This window comes from Ferrimonas kyonanensis DSM 18153 (assembly GCF_000425405.1).
Classification (GTDB): Bacteria; Pseudomonadota; Gammaproteobacteria; order Enterobacterales; family Shewanellaceae; genus Ferrimonas; species Ferrimonas kyonanensis.
This window is the reverse complement of the sequence record NZ_KE384364.1, coordinates 96188-116787: the sequence shown is the minus strand read 5'-3', so window position 1 is coordinate 116787 and position 20600 is coordinate 96188. Positions and strand designations below refer to the sequence as shown.

Here is a 20600-nt window from a genome sequence, read left to right as displayed (position 1 = left end):
ACCTTCTGATCGCTAGAGTGTAACCCCTCAGGCGGTTGCCGTATATAATCCGATGCATAAGCGGTTGGTTGGCTCTCAGTTTTTGCCTGCTTTGGTGCAGTGGTAAGAGCAGAGAGGGCCGAAATCCAGCCAGAAGACAAGGTTAAGAGCAGCGCTTGAGGGACATAATGGCAAAGGCGAAATCGGCATACGTGTGCAACGACTGTGGATCCGATCATCCGCGTTGGCAGGGGCAGTGCAACGCGTGTGGCGCTTGGAATACCCTGACGGAGGTGCGTCTGGGGGCGACAAGCAAAGGGCGCAGCGATCGTTTCAGCGGCTATGCCGGCGATGCCGCGTCAGCCGGAGTGCAGTTGCTCAATGAGATCAACCTGGAAGAGTTGCCTCGTTTCAGTAGTGGCTTCAGTGAGTTGGATCGGGTGCTCGGCGGCGGCATCGTTCCCGGCTCGGCCATCCTGATTGGGGGCAGCCCGGGGGCCGGTAAGTCGACGCTGCTGCTGCAGACCATGTGCAGGCTGTCCCAGGGCATGAACGCCATTTATGTGACCGGTGAGGAGTCGCTGCAGCAGGTGGCGATGCGGGCCAACCGGCTGGCGTTGCCCACCGATAAGCTGAAAATGCTGTCGGAAACCTCGGTGGAGCAGATCTGCCACATCGCCGAGAAAGAGAAACCGGCGATCATGGTGATCGACTCCATTCAGGTGATGCACATGGCCGACGTCCAGTCGGCACCGGGCAGCGTGGCCCAGGTGCGGGAGAGCGCCGCCTATCTCACCCGCTTCGCCAAGCAGAATAACGTTGCCATGTTCCTGGTGGGCCACGTTACCAAAGACGGCTCCTTGGCCGGGCCTAAGGTGTTGGAGCACTGCATCGACTGCTCGGTGCTGCTCGATGGCGAAGGCGATTCCCGTTTCCGCACCATGCGCAGTCACAAAAACCGCTTTGGTGCCGTCAATGAACTGGGGGTCTTTGCCATGACCGGTCAGGGGCTGAAAGAGGTGGCCAACCCGTCGGCGATTTTCCTGTCTCGCGGTGAGGAGCAGGCACCGGGCTCGGTGGTGCTGGTGATCTGGGAGGGAACCCGGCCGCTGCTGGTGGAGCTGCAGGCGCTGGTGGATCACAGCCAGTTGGGCAATCCCAGACGGATTGCCGTTGGACTGGAGCAGAACCGGCTGGCGATGTTGCTGGCGGTATTGCACCGTCATGGCGGCCTGCAGATGTCCGATCAGGATGTGTTTGCCAATGTGGTGGGCGGCGTCAAGGTCACCGAAACCGGTGCCGATCTCAGCCTGTTGTTGGCGATGGTCTCCAGTTTTCGGGATCATGCCTTGCCCAGAGATTTGGTGGTGTTTGGTGAAGTGGGCTTGTCCGGTGAGATTCGGCCGGTACCCAACGGCGGTGAGCGCCTCAATGAAGCCGCCAAGCATGGCTTTACCCGCGCCATCGTGCCGAAAGGCAATGTGCCTCGGCAGCCGATCGCCGGCATGGAGGTGATCGGGGTGACTAAGTTGGAGCAGGCGCTGGAAGCGATTTGACGTCGATCTGGCCCGAAGCGTTTTGGCGGCGGCAGAGGGGGTTCAGATCTCCATCCACAGCTCTTCCAACTCCTTGTCGATGGAGGTGGGGCTGTGCAGCTCGATGAGCCGGCGTAGATGGATCAGGCTGTCGACGTTGATGTTGTCCCACACCAGCCCCAGCGATTGGGCGTTGATCCGTTGGATTGCGCCCTGCATCTCGATGGTGACGGTGTCGCTGAGCGGCACATGCACCGTCATGGTCTGATTCAGTTCTACGGTCATCCCTTCGGGTCTGGCCAACAGAATGCCGTGCAGGCTGAGATCCAGCACTCGGGTCGACCACTGCCGTTGGCCCTGCCACAATAATGCCGGCCCCATAAATTGCACCCGGGTAAAGTGTCGCCGTTCTTCCATCGGTTTCGTGCTCCTGATGTCGATACCCTGAGTATAGGGTTAACTTCAGAGCAGAAACAGCAACCAGGCCGCAGAATCGCCAACCCGGTCACCCTTTGAACACGGTGTTAGGCGTACTCTTTGAGCACCGCCCGCCCCAGTGTCAGTCGCTGCATCTCTTCCGAACCTCCAGAGACCCGGTCCACCCGCAGATCGCGCCAGAAGCGGCTGATGCGGTGCTCACCGGTAATGGCCGAGCCGCCAAAGACCTGCATCGCCTCGTCCACCACCTCGAAGGCGGCTTTGGCGCAGTAGAGTTTGCACATGGCGGCATCACCGGCGGTCATCATGCCGTTGTCGGCTTTCCAGGCGGTTTGATACAGCATGTTTTTCATGTTGTTCAGGTTGATGGCCATCTGGGCAAATTTGTCCTGAATCAACTGGGTCCGGGCGATGGGCTGGCCAAACTGGACTCGCTTATTGGCGTAGCGGGCGGCATCTTCAAAGGCGCAGTAGGCGCTGCCGTAGTTGGTGCAGGCGATCAGGAAGCGTTCCAGGTCGAACTCCTCCTTGACCCGTTCGAAGCCGTTGCCTTCGGTACCAAACAGGTCGCTCTCCTCCAGTTCCACCTGGTCAAACTCCACCTCGCAGCAACTGTCCATCTTCAGGCCCAGCTTAGGCAGTGGCGTGACGCTGATGCCAGGCTTGCTCATGTCGACAAAGAACTCGGAGAACACCGGCGTCATTGAAGTGGCGTCTTTGGCCATCACCACCAGGTAGGCGGCGCCGGCGGCACTGGTAATGTAGCACTTGCTGCCGTTGAGGTAGATCTTGCCGTTCTTACGCAGATAGCTGGTTTGCAGGCTGCGCACGTCAGAGCCGGCCCCCGGCTCGGTAATGGCTGAGTTCCACATCTGTTTGCCGGTGCCCCTGAGCGCCAGAAGCTTGTTGATCTGCTCTTCGGAACCTTCCCGCAGGAAGGTGGAGAAACCGGCCATCTGATACAGCACGTAGGTGGGGGCGCCAAGGCGGCCCAGCTCTTCCCAGATCACGGTCAGGGTCAGCAAGCCGGCATCAAAACCATCGTGTTCCTCGGGCAGCAGCAGACTGTCCAGGCCCATGTTCGCCAACTCTTTGACGAACCGCTCCGGATAGGTGTTGGTGTCATCGCATTCCGCAAAATAGGGTTCCCAGTTTTCCCGTTCCATCAGGTTGCGTACCCCTTGGACAAACAGCTCTTGTTCGTGGGTCAGTCTGTAGTTCATATGTCATTCACCGCTAAAGCAATCGAGGGAAGCGAGGTGTCCATTCCTGGGGCTGTGCCGGGGAGTCACAGGCTTCCAAATTCAGGTTGATCCCCTTACATCGGCGTCCGGGTACCGATCTGAGACGGGCGGTTAGCATCGGCCTGTCTGGTGTTGGACGAAGCGGACGAGGTAAGGAACCGTCATCGACGTGACGACGGCAGTGATCGATTCAGAGCACTAGCATAACACTTTCATGGTCGTGACAGGTGAACTCAGATTGGATTTCTGTTTGCTAATGGCAAGATATTTCGGTCAGAGAGGGGGAGTGCTGATTTGAAAGTTGTTCAGTTAAAACAATGGGATAAATCTAGTTTGTGGTTATTGGAGAGGAGCAAGGGCCGCCGTGGCGGCCCTTGGGGGATCAGTCGATGCGCTTGTACTTGATGCGATGCGGCTCCAGGGCGTCGGCGCCATGGGTCTTCTTCATCCACTCGCGGTATTCGCTGTAGTTGCCTTCGTAGAAGTTAACCTGCCCCTCATCCCGGTAGTCGAGGATGTGGGTGGCGATGCGATCGAGGAACCAACGGTCGTGGGAGATCACCATGGCACAGCCAGGGAATTCCAGCAGGGCGTTTTCCAGTGCCCGCAGGGTTTCGATATCCAGGTCGTTGGTGGGCTCATCCAACAGCAGCATGTTACCGCCGGCCTGCAGCAGCTTGGCCAGGTGCAGACGGCCGCGTTCACCACCGGACAACTCGCCGACGCGCTTCTGCTGGTCGGTGCCTTTGAAGTTAAAGCGGCTGACGTAGGCTCGGGACGGAATTTCAAAGCTGCCAATCTTGAGAATGTCCTGGCCACCGGACAGCTCCTGGAACACGGTTTTGCTGTCGTCCATGGAGTCACGGAACTGATCCACGGAGGCGATCTTGACGGTGTCGCCCAGTTCGATGCTGCCGCTGTCGGCACTTTCGCTGCCGTTGAGCATGCGGAACAGGGTCGATTTACCGGCACCGTTGGCACCGATGATGCCGACGATGGCCCCCTTGGGAACGGAAAACGACAGATCGTTGATCAGCACCCGACCGTCGTAGGACTTGGTCAGGTTATTGACCTCCAGCACCTTGTCACCCAGACGCTCACCCGGCGGAATGAACAGCTCGTTAGTTTCGTTACGGCGCTGATAGTCGGTGTTGTTTAACTCTTCGAAGCGGTTCAGACGGGCCTTGTTCTTGGCTTGACGGCCTTTGGGGTTCTGGCGCACCCACTCCAGCTCTTTCTGGATTGACTTCATGTGTGCCTTTTCCTGAGCGGCTTCCTGCTCCAGACGGGCCTCTTTCTGTTCCAGCCAGGAGGAGTAGTTGCCTTCCCACGGAATCCCTTCGCCACGATCCAGTTCCAGAATCCAGCCGGCGGCGTTATCGAGGAAGTAACGGTCGTGGGTAATGGCCACCACGGTACCCGGGTACTCTTCCAGGAAGCGTTCCAGCCAGGCTACGGACTCGGCGTCCAGGTGGTTGGTGGGTTCGTCCAGCAGCAGCATGTCCGGCTTTTCCAGCAGCAGACGGGCCAGGGCCACCCGGCGGCGTTCACCACCGGACAGCACCTTAATTTTGGCGTCCCACTCTGGCAGGCGCATGGCATCGGCGGCGCGCTCCAGGGCGTTATCCAGGTTGTGGCCGTCTTTGGCGTCGATCAGCGCTTCCAGTTCACCCTGCTCCTTGGCCAGAGCATCAAAGTCGGCGTCTTCGGCGGCATAGGCGTCGTACACCTCGTTGAGGCGGGCGATGGCGCCGGCCACGTCGCTGACCGCTTCCATGACCACTTCGCGGACGGTCTTTTCCAGATCCATCTGCGGTTCCTGAGGCAGGTAGCCGACATTGATGCCGGGCATCGGCCGGGCTTCCCCTTCAAACTCGGTGTCGACGCCGGCCATGATCCGCAGCAGGGTGGACTTACCGGCACCGTTCAGACCCAGTACGCCGATCTTGGCGCCGGGAAAGAACGAGAGTGAGATGTCTTTGAGGATGTGGCGCTTAGGTGGAACCACCTTACCCACTCTGAGCATGGAATAGATGAACTGTGCCATGGAGTTTCCTATATCAAAAATCAATCAGTGCCAGTCAGGCCGGCTCCGGTGGTTGACTCCGGAGTTCCCCAGCGTGCTGGCGAGCGTCATTGGAATGGCGCCTATGATACTGGGTCGTGCGCCGGAATCCAGTAGCAGAGCCCGGATTCCGGCGACAAGGGGGGGGGAATCAGCGAGATTGCGCCCAGCCGGTGGCCTTCACTTCTTTGACAAAGGAGACGATTCCCAGGGTGACGACCCCCATGATCGGCAGTCCCGAAATGATGGTGGCGGTCTGCAGTACCTCAAGCGGGCCGTTGACCACCATAATGCCCAGCGGCAGCAGGCTTAATACGAAGGCCCAGAACAGACGATTCCAACGGGCCGGCTCCTGGTCCGGAGTCAGGTGGGCGGTGGTGGTCGCGGACAGGGCGTAGCTGACGGCATCATAAGTGGTGGCCAGGAAGATGCCACACACCAGTGAGAAGGTGCCAATAAACAGCGGCGTTAACGGCAGAAACTCGGCCATTCGTACGATCACCTCGCCGCCTTTGAACTGGGTAACCAGGGAGGCCACGTCCAACTGACCGGCCAGCTGCAGGTGCAATCCAAAGTTGCCGAAGATGATGTAGAAGGCGGCACAGCCGCTGGAGGCGGCCACCAGGGTCACCAGTATGGTGGCTTTGACGGTGCGGCCGCGGGATATTTTGGCAATAAAAATAGACATAAACGGTGCAAACGAGGCCCACCAGGCCCAGTAAAACACGGTCCAGTTGGAGATCAGGCCGCAGTTTTCAATGGGATCCATATTGGTGGCCATGGCAACGAAATTCGACAGTACCCGCCCCAGGGTGCTGACCCCCATCTCCATGGTGAAGACCGTCGGCCCGGTCAGCAGCACAAACGCCAGCAGTGCCACCGACAGCACCACGTTAATGTCGGACATGGCCCGCAGGCCGCGCTTAATGCCAAAAAAGGCACTCATCCCGAACACCGCGGTGACCAAAAACAGCACCAGCACTTCCAGCTGCAGGCCATTGGGAATGCCGGTCAGGACACTGATGCCGGCGGCAATCACCGGGGCGCCCAGGCTCAATGAGGTGGCGGCGCCACCAATGAGGCCAATCATAAACAGAATGTCGATGACCTTGCCCACCGGGCCGTTAACCCGATCCCCAAGTACAAAATGGCAGCACTGGGAGATGTTCAGTACCGGTGTTTTCTTCACGTGAAACGAGTAGGCGATGGGAATCGCCAGGGTGGCGTACATGGCCCAGGCGATGGGCCCCCAGTGGAACATGGCGTAGGCCGAGGCCCACTCCTTGGCCTGGGCACTGCCGACTTCGGTGCCGTTGATACCCAGGTTAGACAAGTGGGCCCAGTCGAGCATGCTGCCATACATGATGCCGGAGCCGACACCGGCACACACCAGCATCGCCACCCAGCTGTAGTCGGAGTATTCGGGGGTACTGCCCAATACCTTGTTGCCATAGGGGCCGAAAGCCAGCCACAGGCACCACAGGAAGGCGCCGATCCCGGCCATGATGTACAGCCAGCCCAGTTCCTGGGTAATGAATTGGAACAGGGAGAAAATCAGGGTTTTTGAACTGTCTGGGTAGAGCAGCATGGGCACTGTGCCCAGCAACACCAGAGTAAAGGCGCCAAAAAACTTGAAGGTGTCGATATTCGGCAAAAGGGATGACGCACCATAGCCGAGGCGTGCCTCCGTAGACGGAATAGTACTCACTGCTGCTCTCCAAAGCGGGTTAGGGGGACAATGTGCCCGGTCGGGCAGAACTGGGGCGGGGAGTGACTCCCGCCCCTGGGGATCACTGCCATTCTGCCAGGGCAAAATTAAGCAGCACGGTGTCTGGGTTGTTTTTATCGATCACCCGGAATCGAACCGAGTGATCGTCCCAGCGCCAGATCTGGGTGGTAACCGTCATGCCGGGATAGCTGACGCCGGTGAAGCGCAGCTTGAACCGGGTCAACCGTTGTGGCTGGCGCTCCAGCAGGGTATTGCAGATGTGGCGACAGGCCATTCCTGACACCGCCAGCGCCATGTGGATGGGCCGGTCATAGCCGTACTTCTGGGCGTAGTCCCAGTCAACGTGCAGAGGGTGATAGTTGCCCAGCAGGCGGAAGATCACCGGCTGGTTGAGGCTCAGGGTTTCGTCGATCTCATAGTCCGGCTGGCGGTCGGGGATCTCGACGATGTCTCTGGGGGCTTTTTCGCCCCCGAAACCACCATCGTAGATGGCGCAGTCCCAGTTATCGATGGTCAGCAGTTTATCGCCATGCTGGTCGTAGGTTTCGGCAATCTTCTGAGCCAGGCAGCCCCGTCCTTCACCCCGGTCATACAGGGCATTCAGGGTGATGTTGGTGGACAGGGTTCCGCTGGTTTCCAGCAGCGGTTTGTGAATCTGCATGTCGATTCCCCAATGGAGAATGCCGGCCCAGTCAAAGCCAAAATCGATGTCGGCGGTGACCTTATCGGAGGCGACGATGGTGGCGAGATACACAGGGTTAATCCGCAGATCTTGTTCGTAGGCCCAGTCCAGGTCGGTTTTACCGTCGCTGGCGGCGCCACTGCCCAGGGCAAACACGATCAACTGGGTGATGTCATAGTCGGTGTGATACGGGCCGTAGGTCTGGCCGATAGTTTCGAGTTTGATAGCCATAATTCATCTTCTCTCAATAGGAGTCAGGGCTCCTGAAGTCGTAACGTCCGCAGCCCCGTTGATGCCATCAAGGGGTGGCCGTCCCTGGCCGACTGCATTGCGAAAGTGAAACCGGTTTACTGGTCGTCGGTTTTTAACAGCCCCTGTTCGATCAGAGAGGCGATGTCGCTGTCGGAGTAACCCAATTCGGACATGATGCTGCGCGAGTCCATGCCGCGTTTGGGCATGGGGCGCCAGACTTTACCCGGGTTGTTTTTAAATTTCGGAGTGACATTGAGGCCTTTGACGGTATCGCCGTCCTGAGTCTGCCATTCAATGAAATTGTTCCGGGCGACGTAATGTGGGTGTGACTCCAGCTCCGGGATGGTCAGGACCCGGGTCCCGGCAACCACCAGTTCGGCAAACAGGGCTTCACACTCTTCGATACTGCGGCCAGCGAAGAACTGATCCAGTTTTTCCTCCAGGTAGTCGGCTGCCGGGCTGTCGGCCCGAATCCCCTGAATCCCTTCTGGGTAGTCATCGCTGCCCAGCAGATGATCTTCGCCCATGACCGTCAGCATTCCCTGAATCTGTTTCCAGCCCACCAGGTCCATGACGATGTAACCGTCGTTGCACTTGTATACGCCACAGCCGACCTGAGTCGGATCCTTGCCGCGTGTTGATCTGGGGTAGAGTTTGCCGTTATTGAAATAGTCGACCATGTAGTACTGACCGACTCGCAGCAGGGCTTCGTACATGGCAACGTCGATGCTCTCCCCTTTGCCGGTGGCCTTGGCGTTGTACAAGGCGGCCAGCACTGAACTCAGTACCGTCATGCCGCTGATGTAATCACCGGTATAGGGAAAGGGGGGAATGGGTTGGTCTTTTTCACCGTTTTGAATCAGAAAACCACTGAAGGCACCGGCAATGTGGTCATAGGAAGGCAGGTTAATGTATTTGTCTTCGCCCCATTGGCCGTAGCCGGACAGGTGGGCGATCACCAGCGCGGGATTGTGTTGCCACAACAAGTCGTCGGTGATGCCGCGGCGACTGAACGCCGGCCCTTTGCTGGATTCGATAAAGACATCTGCGGTTTCGATCAGTTTCAGGAAAGCCGCTTTGCCGTCGTCGGAAAAGATGTTTAAGCACAGACTGTGAAGGTTACGACGCGAAAACTGGCTGTAGAATTCCTGTACGCGAATGGTATCGGCGTAGGCAACGTTTTCTATCCAGATCACTTCGGCGCCCCATTCGGCCATCATCTGGGCGGGAAAAGGACCGGCAATCTCCATGGCGGAAAAGACCACTCGAACACCGGTGAGTGGGCCGAATTTAGGCGTTTCAATTTTATCAGTCATAGCGCGTCGTCCTTATTCGTCTGTGAGTTAAATAAAGGTTTTGTTCTATTTTCAACTAATTTCGAGAGTGGACATTACCTGTCTATGACTAATAAAAATACACTTTGGTTCACGTTTTTTGTTTGGTAATTTTATTTTTATTTGTTGTAGGTATTTGTGCTCTTTGTTTCTTTATTGTTTTAGAGGCGAGAGAGGCCTGTCCGGTCAGTGTATCCGGCAGGCCTATTATAAGTTAATTTGCTATAAATAAATGAGCTTTGATTATTTACATAACCACTCTATTTATAAAGTCTGTTTATTTTATTCATTGGCATAGAGATACCTTATCCAAATTTTGCCGAGCTGGTTTCATTCAAGGCCAACCCGCGGGTTTCCGGTGCCATGGTGACCGAAATAAAGAAGCCAACGAGGGAGACGACCGCCCCCATCAGCATGGTCATGGACACGCCGTACTTGGCCATAAACAGCGGCAGAGCATAGGTGGACAGAATGGTGCCGATGCGACTGAAGGCCATGACCGCACCGACGGCGGAGGCGCGTATCTCGGTGGGGAACAGTTCATTGGGGTACAGCCATTGCAGAATTCCGGGGCCGCCGGAGAAAAAGGCGTACAGGCCAAAGGCGGCGATCACCAGGCCGATTCCGGGGTTGGGAACGATGCCCAATACCGCCAGGGCGGCAGTCATGATGGCGAAACTGCCTATCAGCAGTGGCCGGCGGCCGATGGAGTTGAGCCAGTACATGGCGGGAACGCAGCCGGCAATAAAGAAGGCGCTGATCAGAATGTTTCCTAACGCCGCGTCCTTGCCATCGTGAAGTCCCAATAAGCCGATAATTTGCGGCCCAAAGGTATAAATGGCAAACATGGGAATGATTTGGCAGCTCCAGATGGTGCCGGTAAATATCACCATTCTGAGGTTTCGTTTTTCAAAAATATCCCGGTAGCGGGTGGGCTTTTTCTCCTCCACATCCAGGGCGATCTCTTTGCCAAAGTAGGTGGCCATCACCTGTTTGCACTCTTCGATTCGGCCCTTTTGCATTAGCCAACGGGGGGATTCCGGCAGATGGAAGCGGCCCAGGAGAATGACCAGGCAGGGAATGACACCGCTGCCCAGCATCCAGCGCCAGCCATCTTCAAGGTCATACAGCATATAGCCGACGGCGTTGGCACAGGTGGCGCCGACGTACCACATCAGGGCGATGAACCCCATGGTGAACGCTCGGTGTCGGGTCGGAGAAAATTCGGCAACCATAGAGGTGGCAATGGGATAATCGGCACCAATGACCACGCCGATGAGAAAGCGCATGATCACCAGTTCCATCGGGGAGGAGACAAAAACGGTGGCGATGGACAGGGCGCCGATGGCGATGATGTCGATCAGAAACATCAACTTGCGGCCGAACAGATCAGCGATGTAGCCGAACAGGGCGGTGCCGACGAACAAACCGACCAGAGTCGATGCGCCCACCAATCCAATCCAGTTGGAGTCCAGTTGCATCTGTGGAATCAATTGTTCCAGAGCGATGCCGATGATGACCAGGATATAACCGTCTAGGAAGGGGCCGCCACTGCCCCAGAGCATGATCTTTCTGTGGAGTGGGGTAAACTCCATGTCATCGAATTTTTTCGCATTTTTCATTATGTGCCCTCAAATTCTGCACAGAAAGACGGTGGAGTTTATTGTCCCTAAATAGTGGTGATAATTAGCTCTTCCATTGCTGTGTTGCTTAAAAACCGATCGTGTCACTCCAGTGTCAACTCAATCCAGTAGAGGTTATCAAAACCCTTCATTGCTAACCGTGTATGATCTAACAAATACTGAATTTAATGTCTCTCTTAGTGCTTATTCTGTACTGTAAATTACAGTTTCTTGCTGCTTAATTTAGTGGTGGTTGACTGTGATTCAGTCTGGGAACGGTCTATTTAGTTTTGCCCCCCCTTCTAAGAGGAACGTATTTAGTGACCGTTCACTATAGAAATAAGAGAGGCAAATCTCTTTGCCTCTCTGCATTCTTAGCCGTAGCGGTACTCGATACCGAATGTGCCCCGTGGGTATTCCCACTTTTCCAGAATGGTGTCACCACACAGGAATTTGCAGGTGCCACATTCCAGACAGCCGGCAGCGTCGAAGCGGGGGGTGCCGTCGTCAGCCAGCTTGTACAGACCGGCCGGGCAGGCGTTAACCAGCTTTTTGAACTCGTTCATGTCGGGGTTGTCTTTCAGGACAATGTGCGGGTGTCCTTCATCCACATAGAACTTGTTCACACCCAGTTTGACGTCGACGTTCACTGAATTGCTCATAGTGCCGTGACTCCTTTGAATCCGTCTTTAATCAAATTGAGGTAACCCACCTCTTTACAGTGCTTCATCAGCATTTTCCGAATCGGCGGCGTGTCGCTGCCATCGACGGTAAACATCTCTTGCATGATGTCGGCGACCATCTTGGGGTACTGGTTAAAGATGCGCGGGTTTTCCATAAAGGCGGGCAGTTTCTGATACAGCTTCAGATCTTTCATGACAAAGCTGTCTTCCAGCAGGGTCTGGTAACTGCCCAGGCCAGCTGCGGAGAAATCGCTGTTTTCGCGAGCGGTCAAAATGGCTTGAGCGGCGGCTTCGCCGGAAGCGATGGCCAAGTCCATGCCGCGAACGGTGTAGCCAACGTTGAGACAGAAACCGGCGGCATCACCGACAATCAGTACGCCATCATCCACCAGTTTCGGTACCATGTGCAGGCCGGCTTCCGGAACCACGTGACCGGAGTATTCGATCATCTTGCCGCCTTCGATCAACGGTTTAACCGCTGGATGATTTTTGAAGTCTTCCAGCATCTGCGGCACGGTTTTGCTGGAGGTGCCGATGTCATGAAGGCCACAGACGACACCGAGCGAGACGGTGGTTTTGTTGGTGTACAGGAATCCGCCACCCATCAGACCATTGGAGGGCGAACCGGCAAACAGCCAGGCAGCGCCTTCGTCACCACTGACGTTGAAGCGGTCCTGAATCTGGGCTTCACTGAGCTCAATCAGCTCTTTGGCACCGACGGCCATGGCACTGGCTTTCACCTTGGAGACCATACCGAGCTGTTCGCCCAGTACCGGGTTAACCCCCTCGGCCAGGATGACGGCTTTGGCGGTGAGTTCGTCGCCATCGGCTTCCACGCCCAGCACTTTGCCATTTTCGGTCAGAATCTTGTCGACGCGAATGCCGGTGATGAATTGAGCCCCGGCTTCTTCGGCCTTGGCCATCAGCCACTGGTCAAACTCGCCGCGCAGTACGGTGTAGGATTCCTGCAGGGCGTTTTGATCGCGGCCGTTGTGGTAGTCGAGAGTGACGGCGCTGTCGTCGGTCAGGAAGGTCACTTTCTCCTTGGTGACTTTGCGCTCGATGGGGGCTTCACTGGCAAAGCCAGGAATGACGCGCTCCAGGCTATGACCATAGAGGCGGCCGCCGGTCATGTTTTTTGAGCCGGCGTAGTTGCCCCGTTCGATGACCAGGACGTCGGCTCCACCCTTGGCCAGAACGTAGGCGGCGATGCAACCGGCTACCCCCGCTCCGACGATGATGGTGTCAAAGGCTTCTTCAGACATAATAGTGTTACTCTTTCAGGTTGAGTCGTCCGTGGCCCGTCCTTGGGCCAAAATGTTGACAATGAACAATGGTTACGCGTTGAGAGACTCGATCAATGCTGGGATCACCTTGCCGGCATCACCCACCAGGCCGTAATCGGCGTACTGGAAAATCGGTGCATTCTTGTCTTTGTTGATGGCCACAATGGTCTGGGCACTGTTGACGCCCACCATGTGTTGAATCTGACCAGAGATGCCCACGGCAAAGTACAGTTCCGGCTTGAGCATGATGCCGGAGACACCGATGTAGCGTTCGCGCTCCATCCATTTCTCGGTTTCGGCGATGGGGCGGCTGCAGCCCATTTCAGCACCCAGCAGTGAAGCCAGCTCTTGTGCTTTTTTCAGGTTGTCCTGAGAGACGATGCCGCTGCCAACACCGACGACGCGCTTGGCTTTGCCCAGATCCACGCCTTGACCGGCTTTTTGGCGGCGCTCGACACAGGTGATGCTGTGTTTCGGAGCAACAAACTCCAGAGCCACGGTTTCGCCGCTGGCACCAGTGGCTGCAGCAGGTTCAAAAACGCCGTTGGCCAGGGTCACGATGGCGGTTTGAGAGCACAGGGTTTCTTCACCCAGTGCCAGACCGCCGTAGACCATGTGCTTGGCTTTTACTTTGGCGTCGGCAATCGTCAGTTCGCTGGCGTCGTTAAAGACACCGGCTTGCAGGCGGGCACCGAGTTTGGCGGCGATGGCTTTGCCACGGCGGGTTGCACCGATCAGAACCAGTTCGGGGCGGCCATGGGCATCGGCAGCGTGGATCATGGTGTCCACGTAGTCTTCGACGATGCGGGTGTCTGGTTTCTCTCCCAGGTGGAATACCTGGTGGGCGCCAAGGCTGTGAGCCATGGCGACATCGGCATCGCTGCCCAGTACCAGGGCGCTGACTTTGTCACCCAGTTGCAAGCCGCCAGCGATCACTTCCGGTAGGCGTGAGTCAACGTCGCTGAAGACCCATACATTTGCCAGTTTGCTCATTCTCAATTCCTCTCAATTAGTTGGCGGCTTTACGCAGTAGCTCGGTGAATTCGGCGATTTGGTCGTCGCCGTCGCCTTCAATGATGTGACGCTGGCGCTGTTGCTGTTCCGGCGCCTTGATGGAGACCAGTTCAGCCACTGCCGGTTGCTCTTCCAGAGCCAGATCCGCCAGGCTCAGAGTGGTGGTGGGCTTTTTGGCCGCACCCAGAATCGCTTTCATGGATGGGATTTGAGGCTCGTTAATGTCGGCAGAAACCGAGACCACGGCGGGCAGGGCAATTTCCAGTACCTCAACCTCGTCATCCAACTCTCGCTCAACCCGCAGGATGCCGGCGTCGCTGGAGAGAATCTTGCTAACACCGTTGATGGTGGGCAGGCCCAATTTTTCGCCTAGCAGCAAGCCCACTTGTTGGGCATACAGGTCGCCAGAGCCGTCACCGCAAAGAATCAGGTCAAACTCTGACTTGGCCGCGGCAGCCGCCAATACGTGCGCGGTTTGATGGGGCAGCGATTGTTGCAGGCTGTCGTCGACCACAATGGTCAGGGCATCGGGGCCACGAGACAGAATGTCCTTACGGGCCTTTGGGTTCTCCAGGGCTTTGCCGCCCATGCTCAGGGCGGTGATGTGTCCTTCACCGGCTGCGGCTTTCAGTTGTACCGCCGCTTCTACCGCGCTGAGATCAAATTGGCTGATTTTCAGGGAGGCTTTGCTGGTATCGATGGCGCCGTCGGAGGTTACGGCGATGTCCTGCTCTTCAGGAACCAGCTTGTAACACGCAATAATTTTCATTGTCTCTCCAGTGTGATTCTCGCAATGTTTGAGGCTAAGCCGGGTTCAATTCAGTGAACGCCTGGCGCTATTTCCTTAGGTGTGTGACCCGAAATTCATAGCGAGGATAGCGGTGTTTTTTGCGCTATATCTCGAATGTTGTTCGTGAGTCTCACTGTATAAACAAGCAAACTTAAAAAGCGGTGAAAAGAAAACTTACTGCCGTTTTTTGTGGGAGTAAAAATATTCATTTCCTGCATTTTTGTGTGCTGCCGTTTCCTGTTTTTAATTAATACCGCCGTACCCGATTTGAGAGCAATCGAAACCGGCGTTCGAACAGTGCAAATGTTATCTGTGTCACAAAAAATACCGTTCGAGCCATTTTGTGGTGAGTGATTTTTGCTCTAAAAATAAATATCGGCCGACAAAGTGTGACCAGCTTCAAGAAATGCTCGTATTAACCTTACTCGCTAAAGGGGAAGTGTGACCTGGGGCTGTTTTTTCCTGAAATCCGATATGCATAATGCAATCAACCTAAAATGGAGGTGATTTGGATGAATAAGAAAATAATGTCTTTACCCATTGCTTTATTACTGGTTAGCCAATCAGTTTCAGCAGTTGAGGTAGCGGGTAATGTTCGGGTTAATTACAATTGGAAAGATTATAGTGAGACGTCAAAAGCCACGTCCGGCGACTTTGACTTCAATATGTTCGCTATCAAACTTTCCGAGAACTTCGATGATTACGGGGTGACGGCGGAGTATCGCTTTACCGATTCCTACGACTACCTGAAGTACGCCTATGCTTACTGGAATGCCAGCGAAGATCTGACCTTCAAACTGGGTGTGGTTGACAAGGCGTTTGGTAACAAGAACTTTGCTTCTCACAGCTGGTGGTACAGCCTGAACTACTACCTGGGTTTTGAAGATGACTGGGGTGTGGGTGCCAACCTGAGCTACGTAAAAGGGCCATGGGAAACTGAGTTTTCTTTCCACCAGGGCTCAACTTACAGCGGCAGTGATTATCGGAACTACGCCGGTACCGTGGGCTCGGGCACCATCGGTGACAACACCTACAACAACGAAGAGCGTAATACCTTCGACCTGCGTCAGTCCTATCGTCTCAGCGGTGAAGGTTACGAATTGCTGTTGGGCGCATCGCTGGAGTACGGACAACTGTACAACAGTGTTGAGAATGAGTCCGGTGACACCCTGACCTGGGCCGCACACGGTGATTTCAGCTACGGCGACTGGGGTCTGCAACTGCAGTACCTGGACTACAGCTTCGATCAGTATGACGACGGCAGTGTCGATACCAATAAAATTGGCATCGGTGCTGTGACCGGCTTCTATGAAGTGGCCAGCGAAGGCAAAATCCTGACCGCCAATATTGCGAAGAAGTTCCCAATGAGCTGGGGCACAATTACGGTTTATAACGACTACAGTGTATTGCAGCCGGATCAAGCGGGCTTCGATGACTCAATCCTGAACTCCACCGGTTTCTCTGTCTCTTATAAGAGCTTCTTTGTCTATGTAGATTATTACAATGCCAAGAACACTCTGTGGCTGGGTGGCAATAGCCTGGGCCTCGAGCAGAGCAGCGATGACTGGAATGGTCGTTTCAACATAAATCTTCAATATTATTTCTGATAAATGAGATGCAGTACTGATTTCATTTTTAAGAGAGTGAGTATTTAAGTACTTTTAATTTAGACCTCTTTGCCAGCTAAATTATAAATCGAAGTAAATATTGTCAATATCAATATCGATGTTGTCACGGAGACCTTTTTGTCTAGTGAAAAGGTCAATTAAATAAAAGAAATCAAACTTGTTGCCTCCAGAATATACGAGGTAACTGGAATGGAGATTTTAGGATGGACAGTGTACAAGCTGTAAAGGGCACACAGCCGAAAAAGGTGGGGATTGAACCAACCATATTCTTCCCATCTCTGCTGGTTGTGATTTTGCTCTCCTATTTTACTGTGCGGGATCTGGATGCGGCTAACCAAGCCATCAGTTCCGTGTTTCACTACCTGACTCACTCCTGGGGGTGGGCATTTGAGTGGTATATGATCGCTCTGGCCATCGGTTGGGCCTGGTTGGTGTGGGGCCCCTACGCCAATAACCGCCTCGGTCAGGAAAAGCCGGAATTCAGTACCGGAAGTTGGATTTTCCTTATGTTTGCCTCCTGTACCTCTGCGGCGGTACTGTACTGGGGCTCTCTGGAAGCCTACTACTACCTGACTTATCCTCCTTTTGAGCTGGAATCCATGTCGGTTCAGGCCAAAGAGTTGGGTGTGGCCTACAGCTTGTTCCACTGGGGTCCTCTGCCCTGGATGGGATATGGCTTCTTTACTGTTGCCCTGGGTTACTTCCTGTTTGTGAAGAAGATGGATGTGGTTCGCCCCAGTGGTACCCTTGAGCCGGTTCTGGGCAAACATCACAAAGGCGTTCTGGGCTCCATTATCGATAACGTCTATGTGGTTGCACTGATTCTGGCCATGGGCACCAGCCTGGGTCTGGCGACGCCTCTGGTGACCGAGTGTATCCAATGGCTGTTTGGCATTCCTCGTACCATTGAAGTCGATACCTTCGTTATCTCCGTTTGGATCATCTTTAACGCCGTTTGTGTGGCCTTTGGTCTGACTAAGGGCATCAAGATTGCCAGTGACCTGCGCAGCTACCTGAGCATCATCATGCTGGTGTGGGTACTGCTCATCGGCGCCACCAGCTTCACCGTAAACTACTTCACCGAGTCCGTGGGCGTAATGCTCAGCTACCTGCCACGCATGCTGTTCTACACCAGCTCCATCAGTGAAGGCAGTTGGCCACAAGACTGGACCGTATTCTACTGGGCCTGGTGGGTGGTGTATGGCATCCAGATGTGCATCTTCCTGGCCAAGATCTCCCGTGGTCGTACCGTGCGTCAGCTGTGTCTGACCATGGTGGGTGGCCTGACTGCGTCTACCTGGTTCCTGTGGACCATTCTGGGCAGTAACACCGTTAACCTGATGCACAACAGCCTCATCAACATGGGACAGCTTATCCAGGAGCATGGCGCACCTCGGGCCATCATCGAGACCTGGGCCGCTCTGCCTATGAGCACCATCACCATGTGGGGCTTCTTTATCCTGTGTTTCCTGGCGACCGTGACTCTGATCAACGCCTGTTCTTACACCTTGGCCATGTCCACCTGTAAGGGTGTGGATGCCGACAACGAGCCACCAGTGTGGATTCGTGTGGGCTGGTCCATTCTGGTGGGTGTTATCGGCATCGTGCTGCTGTCTCTGGGTGGCCTGAAGCCTCTGCAAACGGCGATTATTGCCGGCGGTGCACCACTGGTGATTGTCAACATCTTGGTGATTACGTCCTTCCTTAAGGACGCCAAGAAGAACAAGTGGTCGGACTAAATTCCATTTGGGTGACGACCTACGTCGCGAATAGAGAAGTAACTAGAAGGTATTGATTATGGATTACAGATTAACCGACGAACAGGAACTGTTTGTTAAAGGCGTTCGTGACCTGATGGAGCGTGAAAACTGGGAAGCGTACTTTGCCGAGTGCGATGAGACCAGCACCTACCCTGAGCGTTTCGTTAAGGAACTGGCTGAGATGGGCATCGATAGCCTGTTGCTGCCGGAAGAGCATGACGGCTTTGACGCCGGCCTGACCACCCTGGCGGTGATCTGGGAAGAGCTGGGCCGCCTGGGCGCCCCGACCTACGTGCTGTATCAACTGGCAGGCTTTACCACCGTGCTGCGTGAAGGCACCGACGAGCAGATCGATAAGATCATGGCACTGCGCGGTACCGGTAAGCAGATGTGGAACTCGGCCATTACCGAACCCGGTGCCGGCTCCGATGTGGGCAGCTTGACCACCAACTACCTGCGTAAAGACGGCAAGATCTACCTGAACGGCAGCAAGTGCTTTATCACCAGCGCCGCCGGTACCCCTTACCTGGTGGTGATGGCTCGCGATGCCGCGTCCGACACGCCGGTGTTCTCCGAGTTCTTTGTCGACATGACTAAGCCAGGCATCAAGCTGAGCAAGCTGCCGAAACTGGGTCTGAAGATGGACAGCTGCTGCGAAGTGCAGTTCATCGATGTCGAGCTGGAGGAGAAAGATTTCTTCGGCCGTGAAGGCAACGGCTTCCAGCGAGTCAAAGAAGAGTTCGACATGGAACGCTTCCTGGTGGCTTGCACCAACTACGGTACCGCTTACTGCGCCTTCGAGGATGCGGCTAAGTACGCCAACCAGCGTGTTCAGTTCGGCGAGGCCATCGGTCGTACCCAGCTGATTCAGGAAAAGTTTGCTCACATGGCCATCAAGCTGAGCAACATGAAGAACATGATCTACCACGTGGCCTGGAAAGCCGACAACGGCATGATGACCTCCGGTGATGCGGCGATGTGCAAGTTCTACTGCGCCAATGCAGCCTTTGAAGTGGTGGATTCTGCCATGCAGGTACTGGGTGGCTACGCCATCGCCGGTGAGCATCGCATCAGCCGCTTCTGGCGTGACCTGCGCGTGGATCGTGTCTCTGGTGGTTCCGACGAGATGCAGATCCTGACTCTGGGTCGTGCGGTTCTGAAAGAGTACCGCTAATCCCCGCAATGCAGCCAGGCGTCGCGATTGCGCCGTCCTGGCTGCCATTTTGAGACACATTACATAAGGACATCACCATGTCACAGACATTAGCCACACCGAAATTTGGTCCTCTTTCCGGGGTTCGGGTTGTGTTTTCCGGTATCGAGATTGCCGGTCCATTCGCAGGCCAGATGCTGGCGGAATGGGGCGCAGAAGTGATCTGGATTGAGAACGTTGCCTACGCCGACACCATTCGGGTGCAGCCTAACTACCCTCAGTTGTCACGACGCAACCTGCATGCGCTGTCTTTGAACATCTTTAAAGACGAAGGCCGTGATGCGTTCCTGAAACTGATGGAAACCACCGACATCTTCATTGAAGCCAGTAAAGGACCAGCGTTTGCTCGCCGTGGCATTACCGATGAGCTGCTGTGGGAACGCAACCCTAAGCTGGTTGTGGCACACCTGTCCGGTTTTGGTCAGTTTGGTACCGATGAATACACCAACCTGGCGGCGTACAACACCATTGCTCAGGCGTTCAGCGGCTATCTGATGCAGAACGGCGATGTGGATCAGCCGATGTCGGCGTTCCCTTACACCGCCGATTACTTCTCCGGCATGACCGTGACCACCGCGGCCCTGGCAGCCTTCCACAAGGCCAAGGAAACCGGCGTTGGTGAGAGCATCGATGTGGCCATGTATGAGGTGATGTTGCGCATGGGCCAGTACTTCATGATGGACTACTTCAACGGTGGTCAGATGGCGCCTCGTCAGTACAAGGGCCGCGACCCTTACTACGCTGGCTGCGGTCTGTACAAGTGTGAAGACGGTTACATCGTGATGGAGATGGTCGGTGCCAACCAGATCGAAGAGCTGTTCAAGGACATTGGCCTGGGCCACCTGCTGGGAACCGAAGCCGTGCCGGAAGGAACTCAGCTGATTCACCGCATCGAATGCCCTCATGGTCAAGCGATCGAGGATGCCCTGGATAGCTACATCAATGCCCGCTCCGTGGCCGAGGTGCGCAAGCGCTTCGCGGAACTGAAGATCGCCTGTGCCAAGGTGTTGAGCGCCGAAGATCTGGAGTCTAACCCGCAGTACATTGCCCGTGAGTCCATTACCGAATGGGACACCATCGACGGCAAACGCTGCAAGGGCCCCAATGTGATGCCCAAGTTTAAAAACAACCCGGGTCAGATCTGGCGCGGCATGCCGGATCATGGCATGGACACCGCCGCCATTTTGCGTGATATCGGCTACAGCGATGAAGCGATCACAGAATTGGCAGACAAGGGTCTGGCCAAGGTTGACAAGGCGCCTGAGGCGTAAAACACCGTCAGCAGATCACGTGTCCGGAGGGTGGAGAGTGACAAGCTGAACTCCGGTCATTAGGGTTTCAAAATC

16 protein-coding genes are annotated in these 20600 nt (G+C 55.4%); 5 read left to right on the top strand and 11 right to left on the bottom strand.

The features are described 5' to 3' along the window. Positions 1–167 precede the first annotated feature (167 nt). Complete coding sequence (gene radA / locus H598_RS0116000; protein WP_028113895.1) at positions 168–1535, top strand: DNA repair protein RadA; 1368 nt, start codon at positions 168–170, stop codon at positions 1533–1535. 42 nt (positions 1536–1577) lie between these two features. Here radA and H598_RS0115995 read toward each other — a convergent pair whose 3' ends face one another. From H598_RS0115995 to fixA, 11 genes are all read right to left on the bottom strand, one after another. Next, entirely contained in the window at positions 1578–1931 is a 354-nt protein-coding gene (locus H598_RS0115995; protein WP_028113894.1) for a PilZ domain-containing protein, read from the bottom strand. 107 nt (positions 1932–2038) lie between these two features. Continuing rightward, entirely contained in the window at positions 2039–3175 is a 1137-nt protein-coding gene (caiA, locus tag H598_RS0115990) for a crotonobetainyl-CoA dehydrogenase (RefSeq protein WP_028113893.1), read from the bottom strand. A gap of 403 nt (positions 3176–3578) precedes the next feature. Beyond that, on the bottom strand, positions 3579–5243 hold the full coding sequence (ettA, locus tag H598_RS0115985) for an energy-dependent translational throttle protein EttA (protein ID WP_028113892.1): 1665 nt from the start codon (positions 5241–5243) through the stop codon (positions 3579–3581). Positions 5244–5412: 169 nt separating this feature from the next. Then, a complete protein-coding gene (locus H598_RS24690) occupies positions 5413–6969 on the bottom strand; it encodes a BCCT family transporter (protein WP_156897075.1) in 1557 nt (518 codons plus the stop codon). An 82-nt stretch (positions 6970–7051) separates the two neighbouring features. Continuing rightward, the gene (locus H598_RS0115975; RefSeq protein ID WP_028113891.1) at positions 7052–7903 is read right to left on the bottom strand and encodes a MaoC/PaaZ C-terminal domain-containing protein; all 852 of its coding nucleotides are present in this window, start codon (positions 7901–7903) and stop codon (positions 7052–7054) included. 116 nt (positions 7904–8019) lie between these two features. Continuing rightward, positions 8020–9240, bottom strand: a complete 1221-nt coding sequence (caiB, locus tag H598_RS0115970; protein WP_028113890.1) for an L-carnitine CoA-transferase — start codon at positions 9238–9240, stop codon at positions 8020–8022. A 323-nt stretch (positions 9241–9563) separates the two neighbouring features. Beyond that, positions 9564–10880 (bottom strand): MFS transporter, encoded by a 1317-nt coding sequence (locus H598_RS0115965; protein WP_028113889.1) that lies wholly within the window; start codon positions 10878–10880, stop codon positions 9564–9566. A gap of 374 nt (positions 10881–11254) precedes the next feature. Further along, complete coding sequence (locus H598_RS0115960; protein ID WP_028113888.1) at positions 11255–11542, bottom strand: ferredoxin family protein; 288 nt, start codon at positions 11540–11542, stop codon at positions 11255–11257. Beyond that, positions 11539–12828, bottom strand: coding sequence for an FAD-dependent oxidoreductase (locus H598_RS0115955; RefSeq protein WP_028113887.1), 1290 nt, complete (start codon positions 12826–12828; stop codon positions 11539–11541). Before H598_RS0115955 ends, H598_RS0115960 begins: the two co-directional genes overlap by 4 nt. Positions 12829–12900: 72 nt before the next feature. Further along, complete coding sequence (locus H598_RS0115950) at positions 12901–13842, bottom strand: FAD-binding protein (protein ID WP_028113886.1); 942 nt, start codon at positions 13840–13842, stop codon at positions 12901–12903. Positions 13843–13858: 16 nt separating this feature from the next. Continuing rightward, positions 13859–14632, bottom strand: coding sequence for a putative electron transfer flavoprotein FixA (fixA, locus tag H598_RS0115945; RefSeq protein WP_028113885.1), 774 nt, complete (start codon positions 14630–14632; stop codon positions 13859–13861). A 686-nt stretch (positions 14633–15318) separates the two neighbouring features. Here fixA and H598_RS0115940 point away from each other — a divergent pair. From H598_RS0115940 to caiB (H598_RS0115925), 4 genes are all read left to right on the top strand, one after another. Continuing rightward, entirely contained in the window at positions 15319–16260 is a 942-nt protein-coding gene (locus H598_RS0115940) for a hypothetical protein (protein WP_051252790.1), read from the top strand. A gap of 224 nt (positions 16261–16484) precedes the next feature. Continuing rightward, complete coding sequence (gene caiT, locus H598_RS0115935) at positions 16485–18020, top strand: L-carnitine/gamma-butyrobetaine antiporter (protein WP_028113883.1); 1536 nt, start codon at positions 16485–16487, stop codon at positions 18018–18020. Between the two features lie 58 nt (positions 18021–18078). Then, positions 18079–19215: a crotonobetainyl-CoA dehydrogenase gene (caiA, locus tag H598_RS0115930; RefSeq protein WP_028113882.1), complete on the top strand. Its 1137-nt coding sequence runs from the start codon at positions 18079–18081 to the stop codon at positions 19213–19215. Positions 19216–19292: 77 nt separating this feature from the next. Continuing rightward, positions 19293–20525: an L-carnitine CoA-transferase gene (gene caiB, locus H598_RS0115925; protein ID WP_028113881.1), complete on the top strand. Its 1233-nt coding sequence runs from the start codon at positions 19293–19295 to the stop codon at positions 20523–20525. Positions 20526–20600 lie beyond the last annotated feature (75 nt).